Below are 21,495 nucleotides of genomic sequence, written 5' to 3'. Positions count from 1 at the left end.
GCCGTCCGCCGGGCAAACGCACGATCTTCTAACATTCAGGTATGGGCCAGCCGTTCGGAAGTACATTTACGCAGGGCAGGGCAGAGGCAACGGATCGGTGAGCCACTCAGCCCGGATGACTTTGTACGTCAGTGGACTCGGCAAGCCAGCGGGCCGGACGGTCCCTGTGGGGGCGCCGATCCTTTGCGGATGTCGCGGCCTGCCTGCTGGCCTACCGGGATCACATGGACGGCTACGGTATCGAGCCGGCGCCAGCCGAGGCCGTACAGAGGCTGGCCGATCGTCTGCAGTCCCTCGATCCGCAGGTATGGGGCCGAAACGATCTGTGGGTCGCCGCGGTGGCCGGGCTCATGAAGCACGCCCTCCTTGCCGACTGATCAGCAACCGGTAACCGTGGGTCATCCAGCGCGTTCGCGAATATCGTTTCCTGCCCCCGGAGCGCCCTCAGCGAGCTGGCCGGGTCCGGGAAGGACCGGCTCCGGGGCGGGGTCGATACGGACTATCCCCCGGTACGGCTCCCGGCCCGCTCGGCATCGTTGGCGCCCAGGGGGTGGGGAAGTTTGCCATGGCCAGCTCGTAGGGGGTGGGTTCCCGGCGGGTCTCGGGAAGCCGGTGTGGTGCCTGCTCCCGTTGTGGCCGGGCGTTCCGGAGGTGGTCTGCGGCGGTCCGGGCTGCGGTGGCCTGGGCGGCGCGTTGCTGGGTTTGGCGGAGTTGGGCGATGGTGTCGATGAGGGTGATGAGGTTGGTGACCAGCATCAGGATCGCGACGGTGTTCTGGTCGCCGATGAGTCCGGCCATGGCCATGAGGCGGGCGGCGGTGCGTAGCCCGTTCCCGGCAGGGGTCGGTTTCGGGATCCGTCCGTAGGGTGCGCGGGCGGCCCGGTCGTAGGCGTCCGCTGCTTTGCGCAGGTGCGGGTTGCGGAGTGCTCTGGCGGCGACGTGCAGGGTGTCAGAGGCGGCCCAGCAGGCGTCCTGGGCGGCGTGCGGGTTGAACGCGAGGTAGCGGCGTAGCTGGGCGGTGGCGTAGGCGGCGGCGCCGGCCGCGTCGTTGTAGAACGCCTGGCGTTCCTCGTGGGTGAAGTCCGGCTGCGTGGGTTCGTACCGCCTACCCTCGCCGGTGGCAGTGTTCCAGCGGTGGTGCAGGTGAGGCCAGGACAGCTCCTCCGCCAGGCTCCCGCCCTTGTACCACCGCGGCTGGCCATCAGCCCCGGTATGGCCGGGCAGGGTGACGGCGTACCCGGTGACCTGGTCGGGGGTGTGCTCGCTGAACCGCCGGCGGACCAGGAGCCCGGCGCGGTCGAGGTGGTCGAAGAACTCCTCCGCGCTCCGGGACCGATCCGCGACCTGGCGGATGGTTCTCCGCAGGACAGCTCGTGCGGTCGATGCGGACAGATGCCGCCCGGATACCGGAGAGTAATCCGCCGAGCCCGGACCAGAACCCGGAGCGGGTGTCCACCGGCGCCGTAATTTGGGCAGGGTCAGGTCCGCGGCAAGTTGGTATCCGCCGAACCAGACCGGCTCCCCGGCCTTGTTGAGGTCACCGGGCACCGCGACCGCGTACCCAGTGACCTCACCCGCCTCTCCGATTCGTTTGCGGACCAGTACGTGATCGGTCGCCAGACGTTCGAAGAACTCCGCCTCGTTGCGGGCGCCCCCGGCAGCGGTGAGGACTTGGCGGCGCAACACGATCCGGGACTCCTGCGCCCGCCCCTGCCGCCTGGCCTTCTCGCTCTCCCCGCGGTGCGGACGGCGGGCGGCGGTCCGATCCGCCGGAGCCGTCCGCCGCAACCCCAACCGGTCCTCCATGGCGCGGCAGGCCTCCCGGATCGGATAAGCATCACGCCATACGTCCGGGAGGTCCCCGTCGGTGCGGGCGAGGGTGGCGACGATGTGGATGTGGTCCTGCGCGTGTCGTACTGCGATCCACCGGACGCCGCCGTCATCGCCGGGTGGGGCCAGCCCGGTCCTGGCCATGATCTCTTCAGCGACCTGCGCCCACTGTTCATCGGTCAGCACCGGGTCCTCCGGGGCGGTTCTGAGGGGCAGATGCCACACGGGCTTGCGGTAGTTCCGCTCACCGAGCAGCGCCAGCGGCTGGGTCAGCAGGGAATCGAGATACCGGAAGTCGCGGGTACCGTCACCGCGCAAGGGTGGCTCCAGTTCGGCGGGATCCCAGAACCCCGCCACGATGTGCGGATTCCTGTGCTCCTGGTATCTGCCCGGTCCGAACAGGTAACGGATCAGCCCCTGCACTCTGGTTCCCCGTTTGGCCTTCCCGATCACCAGGCGCCCCCGCAGTCCATTGCGGGCCGTGACGAGAACGGCACTGCGGAGCCATTATCGGATATCAGCCGGTCGTCGTGGATACCAGGTAATGACATGTGGTCCATGCGGAGTGAGGATCCGTGGCTCAGGGAAGTAGCCTTCGAATATCATCGGCGATATCGTCCATCCTGCGGATGGTGCGATGGGCGGCCTCGGCATAAAACCCCAGCACCGCCGACAGTTCACCGGTCGAATGCGTGGCCGCCACCGCCTGGTTGAGGTTGACGCCGATACGCCGGACCTGACCGGCCGCGGACATCAGTGCCGCCAGGACCTCGCGTAACACCGCGTGCTGCGGGGCGTTGATGTGACGGGCGGCAGCGAGCACCATCTGCGCAGCGTAGGCACCGTTCGCCAGCCCCTCACGCTGCGCGGCGGCCGACAGCAACCTGTACTCCTGCTCCGACAACCGCACCTTCAGCAGGCGGTCACGCGGCGACGGCAGATGCGACCGCCGCCGCCGCTTCCCTGCCCTCGCCGACGGGTTCTCGCTGCCCGGTGGTGTACCCATCTCGAAGACCTCCCCACGGACCGCGCCCGGTCCAAACTGTCCGTCGACACCGCCACCAACCCGAACCGGGTGGCGGTGTAGACGGACAGTTTGCATTCTGGACCGCGCCCGGTCCAGAACATCAAGGGTCCCCTTTTACATATCTTGCTCCGCGACAGCGGGGGCTCGTTCAACTCGCCGACCGGCGATGTGCGCGTCTGCGTCATAAGCGATTCCCGTGGACATCAGCTCATGCTTTCCGATGCCGCAGCGTACTTTGAGTTCCGGTTTCTAGAGCGAATCAACGGAGGTTCGCTAAGTGTCTGGAATAGCCTGCTCGGCACGAGGTTTCATTGGGATCGGCGTGTCGCGACTTCCATCGGCGGGGCTGTCTCCGTACCTGGCGAGTCGGCGCGCGAGCTTGGCGCATGCGGAAGGACTCGCCTTCGGTGACCACGACGAGGCTGTGGTGCAGGAGCCGGTCGAGGAGGCTGACGGCGGTGGTGTGTTCGGGTAGGAACCGGCCCCATTGGTCGAAGGGCCAGTGTGAGCCGATGCCGAGGGCCCGGTTCTCATAGGCGGCGGCGACGAGCCGGAACAGCAGTTGGGCGCCGGTGTCGTCCAGGGGCGCGAACCCTACTTCGTCGACGACGACGAGGTCGGCGCGCAGGATGGTCTCGGTGACGCGGCCGACGGAGTTGTCGGCCAGGCCCCGGTAGAGGGTCTCGATGAGGTCGGCGGCGGTGAAGTAGCGGACTCGGTAGCCCTGCTGGACGGCGGCGACGCCGAACGCGACCAGGCTGTGGGATTTCCCGGTCCCGGCTGGGCCGACCGCGCAGTAGTTCTCGCATCCCGGATCCACTCCAGCGAGGCGAGGTAGTCGAACGTTGCTTTGGGGATCGAGGACGCGCTCACGTCGAACTCCTCGATCGTTTTGATGACGGGCAACGCGGCGGCTTTCATCCGGGTGCGGGTGTTCGATTCGTCCCGTGAGGCGAGTTCGGCGTCGAGCAGGGTCCGCAGGAACTCCTCGGGCGACCACCGCTGGGTCTTCGCGGTGACCATCAGCTCGGGTGCCAGACGCCGCATGGTGCCGAGTTTGAGGCGGCGGAGCCCGCTGTCCAGGTCAGCGGCCAGCGCGGGCGCGGTCTTCGCGGTCATGACACATCTCCGATCTTGTAGGCCGACAGCGGGCGGGTGGGGATGTGTGGCAGTTCCAGAACGAGCGCGTCCCCGGCGGGACGGACCTGCTGGGTGTCTGCTCCGGCCGCGAGGATGGACCGGACGTCCTCGGCCCGCCACCGGCGGAACGCCACCGCCCGTTCCAACGCCCCGACCAGGACGTCATCGCCGTGAGCGGCGCGCAATGCGGCCAGTTCGACCAGGTCTGCGGCCAGGCGGGTGTTGCCCGAGGCCGCTGACCCGGTGAGGAACGTCGATGAGTGCGTTGGTGGCCTCCGGTAAGGCTGGCCCCGGGGTCAGTACTCGTTCTTGATGACGAAGTAGGAGCCGCGGATGGTGCCGGCCAGCTTCGACTTCTGCCGGGCGAACTTGAACGAGGCGAGTTCCGCGGGGACTTCCATCCCGTCGGAGAGCTTGAACCCGACCGCCCGCTTGCCGGCGCTGTCGACGGTGTACATCACGTTGATCGACAGACCGTTCTCGTAGAAGACGTAGGCGAACCGAATGTTCTCGACCCGGAACGCGGTCGCCTCGAGCGGGCGGGAGGAGATGAGGATGCCGCGCTCTTCCTGGAGGATCCGGCTCACCCAGTCGACGGTGGGCACGGCCTCGCCCGCAGGCTCGACCGTGAAGACGTGGCTGTACTTGTTCTTGAAGTAGCGGGCCTCGTTCGCCCGCAGGCCGGCGAGAGCGTACGCGACCGGTGACGATTCCAAACCGATAGTCGATACGGTTGCGAAGTCCACGGCATAAGGCATGGCGAGTTTCCTCCGTCTCTGTCTGGTCAGTGGGGTCCGACAGCTTCCGCCGAGGCTGAGATCCTGCGTATGCCCCGGTAGCGAGGCAGACGCGAGAGCTCAAGGTCCGAGACCCGGCCTGCGGCGTGAGCGGGTGTTCAGGTCGTGGGTGCGGGTGAGGCGTTCTCCCAGGCGAATCCGTCCGGGTCGGTGAACGTCCCGGTGGTGGCGCCGATCGCGATGCGGTGAGAGCCGGTGCCCTCGGGGGCGACACCGGCGTCCTTGGCGAGGGCCTTGCGCTTGTAGAGGCCCAGGGTGATGGCGCCCTGCCCGGCGGCGAACTGGACGTACTTGCTGCCGAAGCTCTTGTCCACGGAGAACCCCTGGTCGACGTGGTACCGCTTCGTCGCGGCGACATCGGCGACGCCGAGCAGGAGCACCAGGGAGTCGAACTCCTTGGTGGCCGGGCCGGTGTCCTTCTTGGCGGACGTCGCGATCTTCCAGATCGTCCCATCCGGAGCCCGGAGGGTGCCACCGACCCCCCAGAGCGACCTGGCGACCGGCTTGATCACCGTGGCGCCGGCCGCGACGGCGGCGTCGGTGAGGGCTTGGACGTTGCCCGGCTGGGAGACGGTGAGGGAGAGGGTGAATCCGCGGAAGCCACTGGTCGGCGCCCCGGAGGCCCGTGTACGTACCTGCTTGTCCAGACCGAAGGCGGTGGCGTGGAAGTGGGCGGCGGCCTCGGCGTCCGCGGCCTCGATGGTGACGTATTCGATGGAAGCCATGACCACCACGCTAAAAGCCGCCCTGCGGCCGGTGCTTCTCGAAACCTGACCAGTTGAACCACCCGAGCCGGACAGACGCCCAACAGCAGCCCCCGAACCCACACGTCAACCGCGATCGTCGCCTCGATGGCGTCTCCAAGAACATCCACGGCAGAGCCGACCGACCGCGTCACGGAAGCCGGCGGCACTCGGCCTGCGGCATGAGCGGATGTTCCGCTGTGGTCGTTCAGGTGCTCGAAGCTAGGACCAAACCGTCGGACATGTGTGGCGGAGTGCGACCAGGAAGGCTCAGGGGGGCATAGAGCCGTCCGGCATGGCCTGCTGCAGGCGTTCTTGCCACTCGCCGCTGACGCCCGGCATCTCCGTATCGATGGATTCAGCGCATCTCCTGTAGAACGCTCTCGACGAGCTCTGACACGGTGCTTTCGATCTCATTGAGCGATTCATCCCAGCTCGCGAGGGAGCGGCGCTCCTCTTCGCTCTTGGTCCGATTGGACCGCAGTCCGGCGATCAGTGCCTCGGCCTCCGCGATCGTTTCGACCAGTGAGCCGCTCAGCTCCTGGCTGAGGTCCTCGGTCTGTTCACGGAGGGCGTCCCCGTACTCCTTGGCGTATTGGCCTGCGATCTCCGAAGCCGTCGCCATCAACGCTTGCTGGTACTCCTTGACGGCGTTGTTACGCAGCTGCCGCCGGGTCAGCGCCTTGGCCACGAACGGTGCACCGATGGCGGCCAGGCCAAGAGCGAGCGGCGTGGCGATCACTGCCGTCGCCAGGCCCGCCCACACCAGGCCGGCGGCGACACCCCCGGTCGTGAGCAGCATCGATCCCGTACCCGCCATGTTGCCCATGGACAGCCCGGGCGAGGTGGTGGCAAGGATGCGGTTGACGAGCTGCACGTTCATGGCACTGAGCCGGTCCTGCACCATGGCGGAGCGTACGGCATCGCGGGAGCCGGTCAGTGCGGCACGCAACTCCTCCATCCCGACCTGGTAGTCGTGAAGCAGTGGCAGCAGGGTCGATTCCAGCATCACCTGACGGTCGCGCAGGAAGCCGACCAGTCCCTCCTCGGAGGCACCGAACAGGTGCAGCTCCCGCTGGAGCCTCTGGTCGAGGGCGTCGTCGATCTGCTGGATGCCCTCGGCCCACCGTTCCATCCGGTCCCTCCGGAGCGGATGCACCTTGATCTTCTTCGGTAGTTCGGCCGTCCAGGAGTCCTCGACGGCCGGCACGAGCCGCCGGATGTGGCTCTCGACCGCGTTCGCCACGTACCGTTCGGTCTCCCCGACCCAGGTGCTCAGCGCCGTCTCGATGCGCGCGACCGTCAACTCCAGGCTCTGCCGGGTCTCCAGCTGTTGATCGAGTGACAGCTGCAGCTCATCCGCGCTGCGGCTGAGCATCTCGCGACGTTGAGCGCTCCTGTTACGCAGCTCCAGCACCTCGCGCCGGAGCACCTCGGCCGGCCTGAGCAACTTGATGCGCGCCCGATCGTGCAGGCAGAAATGGGTCAGGGCGTCCATGAGGTCGGGCACACCGGAATTCTGGAAGGCCGCCTCGTCCGGTTCAGTGCCGCCGAGCGCCTCGAGTGCGTCCAGCGCGCTGGCAAAGAAGATCCGGTCCACGCGCGAGGAGTACCTGCGCACGATGTTGCGGCACCGTTGCCGGACGTCGGCCCGGTCGCTGTCCCTGCGGAGCAGGTCGAACTGATTGACAACGAAGAAGATGTCCTCGTGTCCCAGCTTCTTCAGCATGTCCAGGTAGTAATCCTGGTCGTGCTTCTTGAAGGCGCCCTTGGCCGTGGTGACAAAGACGATCGCGTCCACCTGAGGCAGGAAGGTCAGCGTGACCGCCTCCCGGGCGGCACTTTCGTTGGTGCCAGCGGAGTCGATGAGCTCGACCCCGGACTCCAGCAGCCGGAACGGCCAGTAGACGACTCCCCAGGAATAGGGACTCTGCGTCGGCACCTGCTCGTGATCCACCTTCAGTTCCACACTGTCGGCGAACTCTTCGATGGTCACAGGCTCCGCCTGGCCGTCCAGTTCCCGGTACAGCTCGGCGCGTGGCCGCTCGTCCCAGCGCATGACGGTCGTGAACGCGGTGGTCGGATTCTCCTTCGTCGGAAGCAGGTCCTCACCCAGCAACGCGTTGATCAATGTGCTCTTGCCACTGCTGAAATCACCGAAGACCATGACCCGGAAGGATTCGCGCGCCAGCGACTGCGACGCCTGCGTGAGCCGGTCCGAGCGGGTGCTCCGACCGTCCACCCCGAACACCTTCTCCAGGTCCAGCGCGATGCCGCGGGTCTCGTAGAACAGGTCCGTGAGCCGGGAGCGCCGATCGGTCCAGGTGCTGAACCCCCCGCCGGGATGCGGGGGCGTGCTGTGCTCGGTCATGTCGCCGTGAGTCCCCAATTGGATAGGCGGGTGGTCTTGGTCATCAGCTCGTCTCGGCTGCGGTGGCGATCTCCGCACGGAGATACCGGGCCTCCGCCCGCAACCGTTCCCAGCCCTGGTCCTGGCCCTGTGGGTGGTCCCACAACGCCAGCCGGGAGTCCCACCAGGCAGCGTGCCGTTCCCCGCCTGCCTTGATCAGGCGTCCGTACAGCGCAGCGATGCGCGCCCTGCCGAGCTCCGTCAGGTCCAGGCAGAAATCGTCCACGATCCGGCGAACCGAGTCCCGTACGCTCTCGCGCTGACGTTCGATCAGACGCTCGCGTACTCCCCGCTGGGCCGCCTCCTGGAGAACGGCGGAGATCTGCCGCATGAACTCCGCCGACGCGTAGGAGCTGATCACCAGTTCGGCCAGGGCACCTCCGCCCTCGGTGACGATCGTGCTCAACGTCTCGATGACCCCCGCCGACAGGATCGGCGGACGGACCTGCGGATCTTCCGGAATATCGGCTCCGGCGCCAGCCCCGGAGCCTCGCAGGTCCTCCGCGCGGGGCCCTACGACGGCGTCCAGTTCCTTGTCGAGCCAGACCGCGTCCCGGGCGAACGCCTCGGCGATGACATCGGCCACGTCGGCGGCGTGTGCGCGCAGCTCCGTACGGATCCAGCCCGACAGTTCGTCGAGCCACAGCGCTCGCGGGTCGGTGTGGTCGCCGACCCGCTTCTCCACCTCCTCGATCAGCCGGTCCCGCAGCAGTCCGCCACCGGCTTCAAGGTCCACTCCCAGAGCGGTGCCGTGGTTCTCCAGCTCCAGCCGGGCGGCCGTCCAGCGGGCGACGCTCGCCTGGTACTGAAGGTCGATCGCGCGACGAGTAGCCGTCCTGCCGGCTTCGCTCGCGCCCAGCGCGACCAGGGCCTCTGCCGCCAGCGCCTCCAGTTCGTCGCAGAAACCGATCAGCACAGCCGCGATCTGCCGGATACGAGCCTGACCGTTCTGGGCCATGCCCGCGAGCTCGGTCAGGCGATCGCGCAGCGCCGACAGATCATCGGGTGAATGCGGTCGGATCGAATCGCCACCCGGCCCCGGAAAGACCTCGATCCTCGGACTGATCTTCCGAGCAAGTGCCCGGTGCCGTTTCAGGACCTCCGAGCGGTCTCCCCGCACGTCATCGAGCATCGTGACCACAAGCATCACAGCGGTTTCCGGCAGTGCGTAGACGATCTCCCGGAGCAACTCCCGCTCCTGAAGGTTCGACCCGCCCACAGCTCTGACCAGCAGGACCACCGCGTCACTGCTCTGGGTCAGCCTTCTGACCGTCTGGGTCCGATCCACCTCCCCACGGTCCTCGCCCCACAGACCCGGGGTATCCAGCAACTCCAAATCGGCGCCACGTAGCCACGGACTCTCCACCCGGACCAGACGGTCGGTGGCCCCATCGGCAAGGCCATCATCGCGATGGTCCCCCGCATCCGACGCGCGGATCACGCTTGTCCACGGCGCCGTGGGGATCTCGTGCTCGGCGAGCACATGTGCGCCCAGCAGTTGGTTGATCAGATGTGACTTGCCGACGGAGAACCCGCCGACGAAGCACACCCGGAAACCGGGGCGGGAGTTGTGCTTCCGCAGCACGCCCAGACCGACTGCCAACTTACCCAGACCGTGATCGGCGGCCAACGCCGACAGCTGAGTGATCCGGCGATCCCATTCATCTGCCTGTACGGAGAGCACCTCCGCGTCGCCCAAAACCCGCCCCCTGATCGCACACCGTCACAAGAGCGTTACACTACCGATCTTTGGCTGGCAGGGGCGGACATACCCGTCACATTCGACCGCATCCGGTCACGATCAGGAGCCTGACACGGCCCATCCATTGCTCAAGTCGGTGGCTGCGGGCCGACCCCTCTGCGATCGCGTCGCCCATGAGGGACTCGTTCGCTGCGTAAGGATGATGTCGGTCTGTTTGTGGGTGCCTCGCCAAGGACGACACCGCCCTGCTTCTAGAGCAACGTCTGGTCCTGCGCTCTGGACGGGTGAGGCGGCGGGCTCATCGGACCACATCCGCGGCTCATGACCGACGGACGCTCGCTGGACCCAGGCTGTCGTTGACGGATATCGGTTGCGGCGCGCCTCCGTCACATCGGCCATGAACAAGCATAAATAGACCAAAAGTGACATTGCGCGAGTCTGCAAACTTCAGTTGACAATAACTTCGCGGATCGTGCATCTTTGATCGAACACCAGTGCGATTACCCCGAGGTCGCGCTCAACCGAGGAGATGGTGCCCATGAAAGGGTCCACGTTCAAGCGATGCCGCTGCCTGCATCCCGAGACCGGCAAGCAGTACGACACCGACTGCCCCAAGATCAAGAAGAATGGCCACGGCTCATGGTGGTTCCGTTACGAGGCTCCCCCCTCAGCTGACGGCAAGCGCCGGCGACCTCGGGTCGGGCCGTTCAAGACCAAGGAAGAGGCCGAGGCCGAGCTGGTCAAGGAGTTAGCCAAGCTCGGCGCTGATGGTCATGCCTCCGATCGGCAGATCACCGTCGGGCAGTGGCTGGACCGGTGGATCGCCAACAAGCTCAGCCTCAAGGACTCGACCCGAGGCAGCTACAGCGAGACGATCGAGCTGTACCTGAAGCCGGGTCTGGGGCACCTGCGCCTGGTGGACCTGCGCGACCACCACGCCGAGGAGTTCTACAACGCGCTGCTCCAGCTGAATCGCCCGTTACCCGCCGGACGAAAGCAGAGCGAGATGCTCCGGCGGCTCATCGCGGTCCGCGCCGACTCCGTGAAGAAGAACATCCCCGAAGGGGAGAAGCGCCCCAAGAAGTCCCGCAAGCCGCTGTCTCCGGCAAGGGTCAAGCGGGTGCACGCCGTGTTCAGCTCAGCACTGGGGACCGCGGTCAAGAAGAAGTACCTGACGCACAACCCGATCCAGCATGTCGAGCTCCCCCGGGTGCCACACCGTAAGCCACTGGTGTGGACTCCCGAACGGGTCGCCCGCTGGCGGACCACCGGCAAGGTGCCGGCGCCGGTCATGGTGTGGACACCTCAGCAGACCGGCGCGTTCCTCGACTACGCCGCGACGGAACGGCTGTACGCGTTGTTCCATCTGGTCGCGTTCCGGGGGCTGCGCCGGGCCGAGGTGGCCGGGCTGCCGTGGACCGACGTCGACCTGAAGGCCGGCACGATCCGGATCCGCGAGACCCGGACGGACGCCGACTTCGATCCGGACGATCCCAAGTCCGACTACGGCGACCGCACCGTCACCCTCGACGCGATGACCGTCGTGGCGCTGGACGCCTGGCGCACCGCGCAGGACAAGGAGAGGCAGGAGGCCGACGCGGTCTGGGTCGACTCGGGGCTCGTCTTCACCCGGCAGGACGGGGCGCCGCTGAATCCCGCGTGGATCTCCCTGCGCTTCGACATCCTGCTCGCGCAGTACGCGGAGATCCGGCACAAGCACGCCGAAGGCTGGAGCGTGGAGCACATCGCCCGCAAACACCGCACCGACCAGGTCAGGGTCGAGGACGTACTGAACGGTGTTCCGCTCCCGCCGATCCGGTTCCACGACCTGCGCCACGGGGCGGCGACGCTCGCGCTCGCGGCCCGGGTCGACATGAAGGTGATCAGCGAGACGCTCGGGCACGCGCGCTCGGCGTTCACCGCCGACACCTACACCTCGATCCTCCCCGAGCTGGCCAAACAGGCGGCCGAGGCCACCGCCGCGGTGGTCCCGCGGCGTCCCGGCCCCCTATCGGCCCCCTAAACGCGACCAGCGGCTCCCCCGATGATCAAGCTCTCGGAGAAACCGCTGGTCAGAGGCGGAGGATGGGAGATTTGAACTCCCGATGGGCGTAAACCCAAACCGCATTAGCAGTGCGGCGCCATAGACCGGACTAGGCGAATCCTCCTGGAGGCCCGCAGGCCACGCACAGGTTACCGCTCCAGGGCCCGGGCGGCAAAGCGCTTTGCCCGAACCTCCTGGTCAGGCTCCGTCACGGTCCGAGTAGAGCTGGCCGCCGACGGCCCAGTTCTCCTTGGGGACGTCCCGGAGCACCACCTGGACGGCGCCCGGTGAGCCGCCCGCCGCCCGTACGTAGGCGTCGGTGAGCTCCTTGACCAGGAGGCGCTTCTGCTCGACGGTGCGGCCTGCCCAGAGGTCCACGGTGATGATCGGCATGGGGTCAACGTACTGACGCCCCGCCCTGGAGAGCGAGGGCGGGGTCGGACGGGGTCGTGGCATCAGCATGGGGCGGTCAGGCGCAGGCCTTCTGCAGTTCCGCGAAGGAGCTCTGCAGTTCCTGGGTGTTGGGGATCTTCACGTTGCCGGCGGCGAGGCTGCGCATGTCGGCCGAGAGCCCGTCCAGCGCGGTGGAGGCCTTGGCCGCGGCGGACTCGACCTTGTCGTCGCCGGCGTTCTTCGACTCGGCGCGGAACTTCTTGGCCAGATCCGCGTAGGCCTGGGCCACCTGCCGGGGGTCGCTGCTCTGCTTCGTGCCGAAGGCGCTGATCTCCTGCTTCATGTTCTTGCAGGCGGTGGCCTTGTCTCCGCCGCCGGAGCACCCGGCGACGGAGACGAGGCCAAGGACGAGCGCGCCGATGACCCGGACGGCGTTTCCGCGCATGAAGTCACTCCTCGTTGCATGGGGGGCAGGAGCATGATTAGACCGCACCGCGGTCCTTCACGTCCCGTGAGCGACCAATATCGGTGGGTGTTCAGTCCAGGCGGGTGACGTCGAGCGCGCCGTCGGCGTACCGCTTGCGGAGCACTTTCTTGTCGAACTTGCCGACCGAGGTCTTGGGCACCTCGGCGATGACGGCCCAGCGCTCGGGGATCTGCCATTTGGCCACCCGGCCGGCGATGAAGTTCTGCAGGTCCCGTACGCCGGTGACGGCCCCTTCGCGCAGGACCACCGAGGCCAGCGGCCGCTCGTCCCAGCGGTCGTCCGGTACGCCGACGACCGCCGCCTCGATGACGTCGGGATGGGCCATCAGATGGTTCTCCAGCTCGACGGAGGAGATCCACTCGCCGCCGGACTTGATGACGTCCTTGGCCCGGTCGGTGAGCACGAGAAAGCCGTCCGGTGAGAGCGTGCCGACGTCGCCGGTACGGAGCCAGCCGTCGTGGAACTTCGCCGGATCCTCGTCCTTGTAGTAGCTGCCGGTGATCCAGGAGCCGCGGATCTCCACTTCGCCGACCGCGGAGCCGTCGGCGGGCATGAGGGTGTCGCCGTCACCGACGATGCGCACCTCCAGGCCGCACAGCACCCGGCCCTGCGTGGCCCGGTAGCGCCAGGCCTCCTCGCCGGTCGCGCCCACCGGGGGATGGGCGATGGTCGCCAGCGGCGAGGTCTCGGTCATCCCCCACGCCTGGACGATCCGTACGCCCAGCTCGTCGAAGCTGCGCATGAGCACCTCGGGGACCGCCGAGCCGCCGCACGGCACCATGCGCAGCGAGGTCAGGTCCGAACCGTGTTCGCGGGCGTGCCGCAGGACGTCGTTCCAAATGGTCGGTACGGCTCCGGCGACGGTGGGCCGCTCGGTCTCCATAATCCGGACGAGCGGCGCGGACTGCAGGAAGCGATCCGGCATGAGCAGCGCCGCGCCGGCCATCAGCGCCGCGTAGGGCAGGCCCCAGGCGTTGGCGTGGAACATCGGGACCACGGGCAGCACCTTGTCCGCGCTGCTGAGCCCCATCCCGTTGCCGGTGCAGACCGCCATCGAGTGGAGGTACATCGTGCGATGCGAGTACACGACGCCCTTGGGATTTCCGGTGGTGCCGCTGGTGTAGCACATGGCGGCGGCGGAGCGTTCGTCGATGTCCTGCGGCCAGTCGAAGGTCTCCGGCGCGGCGGCGAGCAGGTCCTCGTAGGAGTGCAGTTGCTTGCCCGCGTCGGCGAGCGCCGCCAGGTCGGCCGGGCCCACGACGATCACGTGGCGTACGGTCTTGAACTCGCGCAGCACCTTGGCGAGCAGGGGGACGAGGGAGCCGTCCACGATGACGATGTCGTCCTCGGCGTGCTCGGCGATGTAGACGAGCTGCTCGGGGAAGAGCCGGATGTTGAGCGTGTGCAGGACCGCGCCCATCGACGGCACCGCGAGGTAGGCCTCGAGGTGCTCGGCGTTGTTCCACATGAAGGTGGCGACCCGCTGGTCGGCATCGACGCCGAGGGCGCGCAGGGCCCCGGCGAGCCGCGCGGCCCGCCTGCCCAGGTCGGCGTACGTCGTCCGGCGGATGCCGTCGCCGGTGAAGGTGTCGACGTGACTGGAGCCGAAGACGGTGGTGCCGTAGCGCATGATCGAACCAACGGTCAGCGGGTAGTCCTGCATGGTGCTCCACATGGCACGCCTCCGACTCGCAGCGGTGTTACAGAATCGGATTCTTGCCGTTGTGGCGCGCCTTGTCAGTACCCAGCGGGCCCGAGCGGGAAATCAGCCACCGGTGGGACGTTCCAGCCGCTCCGGAATGCGCAACACCTTCGGTTCGGACAGGGTTCCGGTGAAGTCGTTCTCGAGCTCGGCGTCGAGCCGTAGCTTGGCCATCGCCCGGGAGACCGTGCTCTTGACCGTGCCCACGCTGATCCCGAGGATCTGGGCGACCTCGGTCTCGGACATGTCCTCGTAGTAACGGAGCATGACCGCGGCGCGCTGCCGCTCGGGCAGCCTGCCGAGGGCGCGCCCGAGCAGGTCGTGCAGTTCGCTGCGCAGGGTGTGGTCGTCGACGGGCTGGTCGGGCAGCTCGTCGGTGGGGTAGACGTCCAGCTTGCGCCGCCGCCACCAGGAGATCTGCGTGTTGATCATGGCGCGGCGGACGTACCCGTCGAGCGCCGCGCGATCGTTGATGCGGTCCCAGGCGAGGTACGTCTTCGCCAGAGCGGCCTGAAGCAGGTCCTCGGCCTCGGTACGGTCCGTGGTGAGGAGCATGGCGGTACGCAGCAGCGCGGGCCCACGAGCCGCGACATATTCGCGGAACTCTTCGTGCTGCGTCGTGCTCACGTCACCCCCGACCCCGGGACTCAGCTCTGACGATCGCACGATGATCGTAATTCTGGTTCCACCAAAAAGCCATATTCGGGTCAACCTGGTAATGAAGTGCTCTACCAAGTGCATAAATCCTCATCCCGATAGCCGACGAATTGCGACATAAACGTCGACAGTGGCAGCCGCCAGGGTCAGTCTTGACACGCGGTCTAACCAGCCGCATCGGTCCTGTAGGAGAGCTTGCAGCAGAGCTTTGGAGCGTCCGTGCCAGCAGCCGACCACGAGGTGTCGCGCCGCCGTACCCTCCGGGAGGCAGTGCTGCCCGCGCCCGCGCTGCAGCGGCCGGGCAGGCCCGCGCTGCGTGCCGTGGGCGGCCGGATCCTCGATGCCAGCCCGCACCTGCTGGTGCTGCGCACCGATGACGGCGGCGAGCTCAGACTGCCCATGTCGGAGTCCACCACGGTGTGGCACGGCGGCCGGTCGGGACTGCAGGCCTTCCGCCCGGGGCGGGAGGCGATCGTACGTCCCTCGGCACGGGGGCACGAGGTCGAGCGGGTCTGGGTGGACATCGTCCGGGTGACGGGCACCATCGTCTCCCGCGGCCGCGGGACCGTCGAGGTGGACCAGGGGCCGCATCGGCCCCCGGCGACGGTCGTGATCCCGCCCGAGACCCTGGGCCGGGTGCTGGTGCGCCATCCCCGGTTCGAGCCGGGCTTTCTCATCGATGTGATCGCGACGCGTTCCGCCGACGGCCCGCGGGCCGTACGGCCGGGCACGTCACAGCCCGGCTACCGGGCCGACGACGTCGCGCGGCCGGAACCGGCGGGGCCCGTGCCGCGCGTCCTGAGCGGCACCGCGACCTGGTGCGGGGGCACAGGTCGCGGTGCCGCTTATCCTGCTCTCGACCGGGAGGGGCACGCCGGTGGCTGCCCGGACGCCCCGGTCGGTTGCGCGGCCCTTCCGTACCTCTCGCTCGGCAGCGAGTTGCTCATCCGCAACGAGTGCACCGGCCGGGCCTCCTCGGTGCCGGTGACCGACTGCGGCTGCACGGCGGCCCGGTTCTGCGATCGCTGCGTGGAGTGCGGTACGTCGCCGCGCGGGCGCCTGGTCGAGCTCACCGCGCTGAGCTTCGTCGACCTCGGCGGTGAGCTGGACACCGGTTGTTTCAACGTGACGCTGATGGTGGGGTGACCATGCTCGAAGTGCTCCAGGAGACCCAGGTCCCGTTCCTGGCGAGTGTGCTGCTCGCCGCCGCCCTGTCCAAGGCGCTGCTGCGGGGCCCGGATCCGCCCGCGGACGCGCAGACGCTCGACCTCCTGCGGCACCATCGCGGGATGACGATCATGGTGGCGCTGACCGAGGGGGGCCTCGGGCTCGCGTTGCTGGTGACACCACACCCTTCGGTACGGGTCGCGACGTCGATCTGGTTCGGTGCCGTCACCTGGATCGCGGGGGAGCTGCGGACCCGGCGGCCGGAGGCCGGATGCGGCTGCTTCGGGGGGCTGAGCACGTCCCGGGTGGGGATCCGTACGGTCGTGCGGGCGCTGCTGCTCACCGGCGCGGCGGTCGCGACGATGGGGGTGGCGGCGCCCGGTACCGAGGTGCTGCGGTGGAGCCTGGGCTGGCACGGCGCCGTCCTGGTCCTGGAGGTGGCCGGCCTCCTCGCGCTCTCCCCGGAGGTCGGGGTCCTGCTGGCCCGGCACCGCCTGCACGTGCCCTGTGAACGGCGGTCCGTCCCGCTGCGCGAGACGTACGCGACCCTGCACGCGAGCGGCGCCTGGAAGGAGTACCTGCCGGTCATCGCCGGTCCGGAGCCGGTCGAGGTGTGGCGTGAGCTGTGCTGGCGGTTCCTGGTCTACGCCGGGTACTCCGACGGGCGCGAGGTGGAGGTCGTGTTCGCCGTGTCCCTGGAGAGCACCCGCCACCCGGTCGTCCGGGCGGTGATCGTCGGAGCCGACGAGCAGGACACCGAGGACAGCGGCCCCAACCCGTTCCTGGTGGTCTCGGTCTGACGGCCCGGCTCCGTCCACAGCCTGTGGACAGCGTTGCGGACCTCGCCCCTGAGCCGGTGTCTGCCGTCGTCTAGCGCTCTCTTGCCTCTGGGGTAGAACGCGCTAGAAAAGGCGATCGAGCAGCATCGCGGAATCTACGGCTCTCTAACAGATGGAGTAGAGAGCCGTAGATTCTTGTGACAAGCGTCTTCCATCGACTTCTCTAGCGCTGTCTATGAACTGGCCTAGACAGTGGTAGATCGCCGTAGCGGGCGGGACCGGCTCAGGCTGGCTGGGCGCGGAGGAACTTGCCGAAGTGCGGGACCGTGAAGGCCACCAGCCCGCGTTCGGCGCTGTAGATGAGGCCTTTCTTGATCAGACCGTCCCGCGCCGGGGACAGGCTGGAGGGCTTGCGGCCGAGTTCGTCGGCGACGGACGAGGTGGGGACCGGCTCGTCGCCGAGCCCGGCCATCGCGCGCATGTAGTCCCGCTCGGCCGGGGTGGCGCGCTCGTAGCGGCTGCCGAAGAAGCCGACGGCGAGCTCGCTCTCGGCCTCCGGGGCCGCGACCTTGATGTCGTCGGCGGTGATCGGGGTCTCCGGAGCGATGTCCCAGGCGACCTTGGCGTACGCCTGGACGAAGTAGGGGTAGCCGTCCGCGGCGTCGTAGAGCAGGTCCAGGGCGTCCGGGGTGAAGGTGACCTCTTCGCGCTGCGCCGGGGCGAGCAGGGCGAGGTCGGCGGAGTCGCGGTCGAGCCGGTCGATCCGGCAGTACCGGAAGAGCCGCTCGGAGTAGGACTTGCTGGCCGACAGCACGGCGGGCAGATGCGGCAGCCCGGCGCCCACCACGATCAGCGGCCCGCCGGACTGCGACAGCTCGTGGCAGGCGGCGCACATGGCCGAGACGTCGTCGGCCGGGATGTCCTGCATCTCGTCCACGAACAGGCCGATGCCGACTCCCAGGTCGGTGGCGACCGAGGCGGCGTCGACGAACAGCTCGGTGAGGTCGATCTCCAGGTCGCCGGAGTCGGCGCGGCCCCGGCTGGCCGGCACGTCGATGCCCGGCTGCCAGCGGTGCACCGAGCTCTTCTTGCCGCTCCGGTCCGGCTCGGCCTGGGCGAAGGCCTTGAGCACGCCGAGGAACTCCTCGATGCGGTCCGGCGCCCGGTGCCGCGGCGCGAGCTCCCGGATCGCCATGTGCAGCGCCGCGGCGACCGGCCTGCGGATCGACTGGTCCGGCCGGGCCTCGATCTTGCCGGTGCCCCACAGCCGCTGCATCGCCATCGAGCGGAAGGTGTTGAGCAGCACGGTCTTACCGACCCCGCGCAGCCCAGTGATGATCATGCTTCGCTCCGGGCGGCCACGGGCCACCCGCTCCAGCACGACCTCGAACTGCTGCAGCTCTCGGTCCCGGCCGGCCAGCTCGGGGGGGCGCTGCCCGGCACCGGGGGCGTAGGGATTCCGTACAGGGTCCACGCTCTCGGACTGTATTAGCTCATATAGCTGGGGCCGTAGATTTGGATAGACAGTCGTACGGCGTGTCGCGCGGCCACGTCTCCGTGCCGGACACCGCGCCGCCCCCGGCGCCGTGAAAGTCGCCATCATCGCCCGCCTCCCCGGGCGTGGCCGCACCAGCCCCGGGTCCGCTCCGCCCGAACGAACAGGTCGAACCCCTGTTCGATGAATTCGAACACAGTAGCGCACGCGGGGAAGCGGCGTCACGCGAGTGGCGGTAACCGATTCGAAAATCTCTTCGGGTCCGATCCGGGCCAGAAGATGGCCGGCAGGACGGGCCGGAGTGACCGCGCCGCGGGCTCCCGGGCGGGCCGTGAAACCCGATCAGGCCGCGGGTCACTTAGTTTAATGTTCAATTAGTGGATACACTACCGGCATGTCAGAAACCCGCTGGCTCAACGACGCCCAGCAACGCGACTGGCGCGCCTACATAGAGGGCAGTATCAGGCTTCACGACCTCCTCGATCAATCCCTCAAGTCCACTCACGGCCTGTCCACCGCCGAGTACGAGATCCTGGTCCAGCTGTCGGAGGCCGAGGGGCGGCGGCTGCGGATGGCCGAGCTCGCGGAATCCGCCAGCCAGTCGCGCAGCCGGCTCTCGCACACGTGCGGACGGCTCGAACGCAAGGGCCTGGTGCGCCGGGAGACCTGCCCGGACGACAAGCGCGGCGTGTTCTGCCGGCTCACCGACACCGGCTTCGCCACGCTGGAGAAGGCCGCCCGCGACCATGTGGAAACCGTCCGCGAGTTCTTCGTCGACGTGGTGGAACCCGCGGACCTCGAGGCCATCGGCCGCGCCTTCACCGCCGTGTCCCAGCAGGTCAAGGCGGTGCGTTAAGGGCTGATCCCGGTCAGGTAGCCCGCCGAGAGCAGCGTCAGGACCAGCCATCCGGCCATCATCCCGAACCCGTACGGCCGCCACTTGCCGCCGACCCGCCAGGCCAGCAGGCCGCCCAGCCCGAAGGCGAGCAGCAGCAGGATCAGGGCCTGCGGGACCGGGCTGCTGGAGGCGGTCGTGGTCAGCGGGGCCCACATCATGATGCCGTCGACGAACGCGAAGGTGACGACACCGGCGGACGCCAAGGCCAGGTCACGGCAGCCGGGAAGCTCTCTCGGCTGCCAGACGATCCGGGGTCCCCGCTCGTCGCGCGCGGGCTCCATGCCGAAGAGATCGTCTTCGAGGGTCTTCTCTGGATCCGTCATTACGGGTTTCCTGCCGTGGCTTTACCTTCACGCTAACGAAGACCGCCCGTTTCGTCCCCCCAACGCACCGACGAACCGACGGAACGTGCAACCCTGGAGAGATGCATCGAGTCCTCACCGCCGCGATCGCCGCCGTCACGGTCGCGGCCCCGCTGGCCGGATGCGGCCACGGCGCGAAGGCCACCAGTGCACCTCCGCCCACGGTCACCGCCTCGGTGCCCCCCGGGACCACCGCGTCGCCGTCGCCCGCTCTCACGTCCGCGACGCCGTCCCCGAAGCCCACCGCGACGGCGCCGGCCCCCTTCACCGCGGAGATCTCCAAGGTCTCCCGCGGCACCCTGAAGTACTCCTGGCATCCGGGCTGCCCGGTGCCGGTCTCGGGGCTACGGCTGATCAAGATGACCTACTGGGGCATGGACCACCGGTCGCACACCGGCCAGCTGGTCGTGAACGCTTCGGTGGCCGACGAGGTGGTCTCGGTGTTCAAGAAACTCTACGCCGGGCGCTACCCCATCCGGCGGATGGAGCTCGTCGACGTCTACAAGGGCAGCGACTTCGACTCGATCGAGGCCGGCAACACCTCGGCGTTCAACTGCCGTAACGCCACCGGCTCCAGCTCGTGGTCGCAGCACGCGTACGGGCTGGCCGTCGATCTCAACACGTGCGAGAACCCCTACGTCACCGCGAGCGGGCAGGTGGCGCACAAGCACTGCGTGAAGTTCAAGGACCGCTCCCGGCGGGACCCCGGCGTCATCCACAACGGTGACCTGGTCGTCCGGTCCTTCAAGGCCATCGGCTGGGGCTGGGGCGGGCTGTGGAGCGGCGCGAGGGACTACCAGCACTTCTCCAGCAACGGCCGCTGACCGGGCCGATCCGTCCACAGGCTGTGGAAAACGCGGATCACACCTCGTCGGTGTGGTCGACCGGCTCCGCCCCGAGGGCTTCCAGGGCCCGCACCATCTTGGCGAGCGCCGTCTCGACGTGACGCCGCTCCTCGGGCGTCAGATCCGCGGTCGCGCGCCGGTCGAGGTGCTCCATCTCGGCCATGACGGGCTCGCGCAGCGAGCGTCCTAGGTCGGTCAGGTAGAGCCTGACGAGCCGGTTGTCCGCGTCGTCCCGGCGGCGGGTCAGGAACCCGGCCGCGGTCATCCGGGTCGCCATCTTGACCACCGTGGGAGTGGTCACGTGCAGCAGTTGCGCGATCTCGCCCGGCGTCCGGCCGTCGCGCTCCCAGAGCACCTCGAGCACGAGGTTCTGGCCCAGGTGCAGACCGTGCCTGCGCATGGCCGTCTCACCGGCCGCCCGCATCGACTTGGACGCCCGCAGGAACAGCACACCGAACTCGCTTCGCATGGACCGTCACACTAGCTTCCGGCCCGCTCCGGCCGACGGCCAGTGATCAGCCGACCGGTGATCAGCCGACCGGTGCTCTGGCGTGCGGAAACGCCGGCCCGCGCTCGCACCCACAGGGGCACGGCGCGGCCGGCCCCCGGCGCGCAGGACCGGTCTCCAGGACACGGTCGGGCCGGCCGGTGGCCGTGCGCAGGCGAACCTCGACGCGGGCCGAGGATCGTCACGGGGTGGCCCGGGAGGCGGGCCTCCTGGTCACTCCAGGAAACAGACGACCGCCACGATGACCACCACCACGATGAAGGCCACCGCGCCGATGATCCATTTGGTATTGCCGCCCTGCGGCGTCGCGGACCCGCTCTCGCCCTTCTGGACGAACGCCCGGAACTGCTGTGTGTTCCCGGCCGGGTCAACCTCGTTGTCAGGCATGCGGATGAGAGTAACGGAAGAATTCTCCGTATATCGCCCATTTTACGATGCACAGTCCATGATCAGAGTGACCCAGTGTGGCCAGCCCCGTCCCGCCCCCACCTGGCACTACGCTCCGTAGA

20 protein-coding genes, 1 tRNA gene and 2 pseudogenes are annotated in these 21,495 nt (G+C 68.2%); 6 read left to right on the top strand and 17 right to left on the bottom strand.

Annotated elements, in window-relative coordinates; all coding sequences use genetic code 11:
- Positions 1 to 224 precede the first annotated feature (224 nt).
- Positions 225 to 377, top strand: a complete 153-nt coding sequence (locus ACRYCC_RS26960; RefSeq protein ID WP_433816484.1) for a hypothetical protein — start codon at positions 225 to 227, stop codon at positions 375 to 377.
- Positions 378 to 444: 67 nt separating this feature from the next.
- On the opposite strand, the gene ACRYCC_RS26955 is transcribed toward ACRYCC_RS26960, so the two are convergent.
- The 8 genes and pseudogenes from ACRYCC_RS26955 to ACRYCC_RS26920 form a co-directional block, all read right to left on the bottom strand.
- A complete protein-coding gene (locus ACRYCC_RS26955) occupies positions 445 to 2,253 on the bottom strand; it encodes a relaxase/mobilization nuclease domain-containing protein (protein WP_433816483.1) in 1,809 nt (602 codons plus the stop codon).
- A 157-nt stretch (positions 2,254 to 2,410) separates the two neighbouring features.
- Positions 2,411 to 2,836, bottom strand: coding sequence for a plasmid mobilization protein (locus tag ACRYCC_RS26950; protein WP_433816482.1), 426 nt, complete (start codon positions 2,834 to 2,836; stop codon positions 2,411 to 2,413).
- Positions 2,837 to 3,116: 280 nt separating this feature from the next.
- A pseudogene (gene istB / locus ACRYCC_RS26945) lies at positions 3,117 to 3,880 on the bottom strand (IS21-like element helper ATPase IstB).
- Positions 3,881 to 3,972: 92 nt separating this feature from the next.
- A pseudogene (locus ACRYCC_RS26940) lies at positions 3,973 to 4,257 on the bottom strand (IS21 family transposase); the annotation flags it as partial.
- Between the two features lie 36 nt (positions 4,258 to 4,293).
- Positions 4,294 to 4,755: a DUF8821 family protein gene (locus tag ACRYCC_RS26935; protein WP_490885255.1), complete on the bottom strand. Its 462-nt coding sequence runs from the start codon at positions 4,753 to 4,755 to the stop codon at positions 4,294 to 4,296.
- Between the two features lie 137 nt (positions 4,756 to 4,892).
- A complete protein-coding gene (locus ACRYCC_RS26930) occupies positions 4,893 to 5,519 on the bottom strand; it encodes a glyoxalase (RefSeq protein ID WP_433816480.1) in 627 nt (208 codons plus the stop codon).
- Positions 5,520 to 5,895: 376 nt separating this feature from the next.
- Positions 5,896 to 7,908, bottom strand: a complete 2,013-nt coding sequence (locus ACRYCC_RS26925) for a dynamin family protein (protein WP_433816479.1) — start codon at positions 7,906 to 7,908, stop codon at positions 5,896 to 5,898.
- Between the two features lie 43 nt (positions 7,909 to 7,951).
- Positions 7,952 to 9,550, bottom strand: coding sequence for a GTPase domain-containing protein (locus tag ACRYCC_RS26920; protein ID WP_433816478.1), 1,599 nt, complete (start codon positions 9,548 to 9,550; stop codon positions 7,952 to 7,954).
- Positions 9,551 to 10,187: 637 nt separating this feature from the next.
- On the opposite strand from ACRYCC_RS26920, the gene ACRYCC_RS26915 reads away from it, so the two are divergent.
- Entirely contained in the window at positions 10,188 to 11,672 is a 1,485-nt protein-coding gene (locus tag ACRYCC_RS26915; RefSeq protein ID WP_433816477.1) for a site-specific integrase, read from the top strand.
- A 56-nt stretch (positions 11,673 to 11,728) separates the two neighbouring features.
- Here ACRYCC_RS26915 and ACRYCC_RS26910 read toward each other — a convergent pair.
- The 5 genes from ACRYCC_RS26910 to ACRYCC_RS26890 all read right to left on the bottom strand — a co-directional run bounded on the left by ACRYCC_RS26910 (position 11,729) and on the right by ACRYCC_RS26890 (position 14,902).
- Positions 11,729 to 11,817, bottom strand: a tRNA-Ser gene (locus tag ACRYCC_RS26910).
- A gap of 74 nt (positions 11,818 to 11,891) precedes the next feature.
- Positions 11,892 to 12,086: a 4-oxalocrotonate tautomerase gene (locus ACRYCC_RS26905; protein WP_433816476.1), complete on the bottom strand. Its 195-nt coding sequence runs from the start codon at positions 12,084 to 12,086 to the stop codon at positions 11,892 to 11,894.
- Positions 12,087 to 12,162: 76 nt separating this feature from the next.
- On the bottom strand, positions 12,163 to 12,531 hold the full coding sequence (locus ACRYCC_RS26900; RefSeq protein ID WP_433816475.1) for a hypothetical protein: 369 nt from the start codon (positions 12,529 to 12,531) through the stop codon (positions 12,163 to 12,165).
- Between the two features lie 91 nt (positions 12,532 to 12,622).
- A complete protein-coding gene (locus ACRYCC_RS26895; RefSeq protein ID WP_433816474.1) occupies positions 12,623 to 14,248 on the bottom strand; it encodes a long-chain fatty acid--CoA ligase in 1,626 nt (541 codons plus the stop codon).
- Between the two features lie 90 nt (positions 14,249 to 14,338).
- Entirely contained in the window at positions 14,339 to 14,902 is a 564-nt protein-coding gene (locus ACRYCC_RS26890; protein ID WP_433816473.1) for a SigE family RNA polymerase sigma factor, read from the bottom strand.
- A 249-nt stretch (positions 14,903 to 15,151) separates the two neighbouring features.
- Here ACRYCC_RS26890 and ACRYCC_RS26885 point away from each other — a divergent pair, with 249 nt between their 5' ends.
- Positions 15,152 to 16,078, top strand: a complete 927-nt coding sequence (locus ACRYCC_RS26885) for a hypothetical protein (protein WP_433816472.1) — start codon at positions 15,152 to 15,154, stop codon at positions 16,076 to 16,078.
- A 2-nt stretch (positions 16,079 to 16,080) separates the two neighbouring features.
- A complete protein-coding gene (locus ACRYCC_RS26880; RefSeq protein ID WP_433816757.1) occupies positions 16,081 to 16,899 on the top strand; it encodes a MauE/DoxX family redox-associated membrane protein in 819 nt (272 codons plus the stop codon).
- Positions 16,900 to 17,161: 262 nt separating this feature from the next.
- Here the strand turns inward: ACRYCC_RS26880 and ACRYCC_RS26875 are convergent, their stop codons facing one another.
- The gene (locus ACRYCC_RS26875) at positions 17,162 to 18,352 is read right to left on the bottom strand and encodes an ATP-binding protein (RefSeq protein WP_433816471.1); all 1,191 of its coding nucleotides are present in this window, start codon (positions 18,350 to 18,352) and stop codon (positions 17,162 to 17,164) included.
- Between the two features lie 415 nt (positions 18,353 to 18,767).
- Between ACRYCC_RS26875 and ACRYCC_RS26870 the strand changes: the two genes are divergently transcribed.
- Positions 18,768 to 19,229, top strand: coding sequence for a MarR family winged helix-turn-helix transcriptional regulator (locus ACRYCC_RS26870; RefSeq protein ID WP_433816470.1), 462 nt, complete (start codon positions 18,768 to 18,770; stop codon positions 19,227 to 19,229).
- Here ACRYCC_RS26870 and ACRYCC_RS26865 read toward each other — a convergent pair.
- A complete protein-coding gene (locus ACRYCC_RS26865; protein ID WP_433816469.1) occupies positions 19,226 to 19,594 on the bottom strand; it encodes a hypothetical protein in 369 nt (122 codons plus the stop codon). The genes ACRYCC_RS26870 and ACRYCC_RS26865 overlap by 4 nt on opposite strands.
- Before the next feature lie 101 nt (positions 19,595 to 19,695).
- On the opposite strand from ACRYCC_RS26865, the gene ACRYCC_RS26860 reads away from it, so the two are divergent.
- Positions 19,696 to 20,457, top strand: coding sequence for a M15 family metallopeptidase (locus ACRYCC_RS26860; RefSeq protein ID WP_433816468.1), 762 nt, complete (start codon positions 19,696 to 19,698; stop codon positions 20,455 to 20,457).
- Between the two features lie 37 nt (positions 20,458 to 20,494).
- On the opposite strand, the gene ACRYCC_RS26855 is transcribed toward ACRYCC_RS26860, so the two are convergent.
- On the bottom strand, positions 20,495 to 20,947 hold the full coding sequence (locus ACRYCC_RS26855; protein ID WP_433816467.1) for a MarR family winged helix-turn-helix transcriptional regulator: 453 nt from the start codon (positions 20,945 to 20,947) through the stop codon (positions 20,495 to 20,497).
- A gap of 252 nt (positions 20,948 to 21,199) precedes the next feature.
- Positions 21,200 to 21,373, bottom strand: a complete 174-nt coding sequence (locus ACRYCC_RS26850) for a hypothetical protein (protein ID WP_433816466.1) — start codon at positions 21,371 to 21,373, stop codon at positions 21,200 to 21,202.
- Positions 21,374 to 21,495: the final 122 nt, after the last annotated feature.

Origin of the sequence: Actinomadura scrupuli, assembly GCF_050971785.1 — a bacterium.
In the GTDB taxonomy this organism is placed as follows: domain Bacteria; phylum Actinomycetota; class Actinomycetes; order Streptosporangiales; family Streptosporangiaceae; genus Actinomadura_E; species Actinomadura_E scrupuli.
This window is presented reverse-complemented; position numbering and strand designations above follow the sequence as displayed.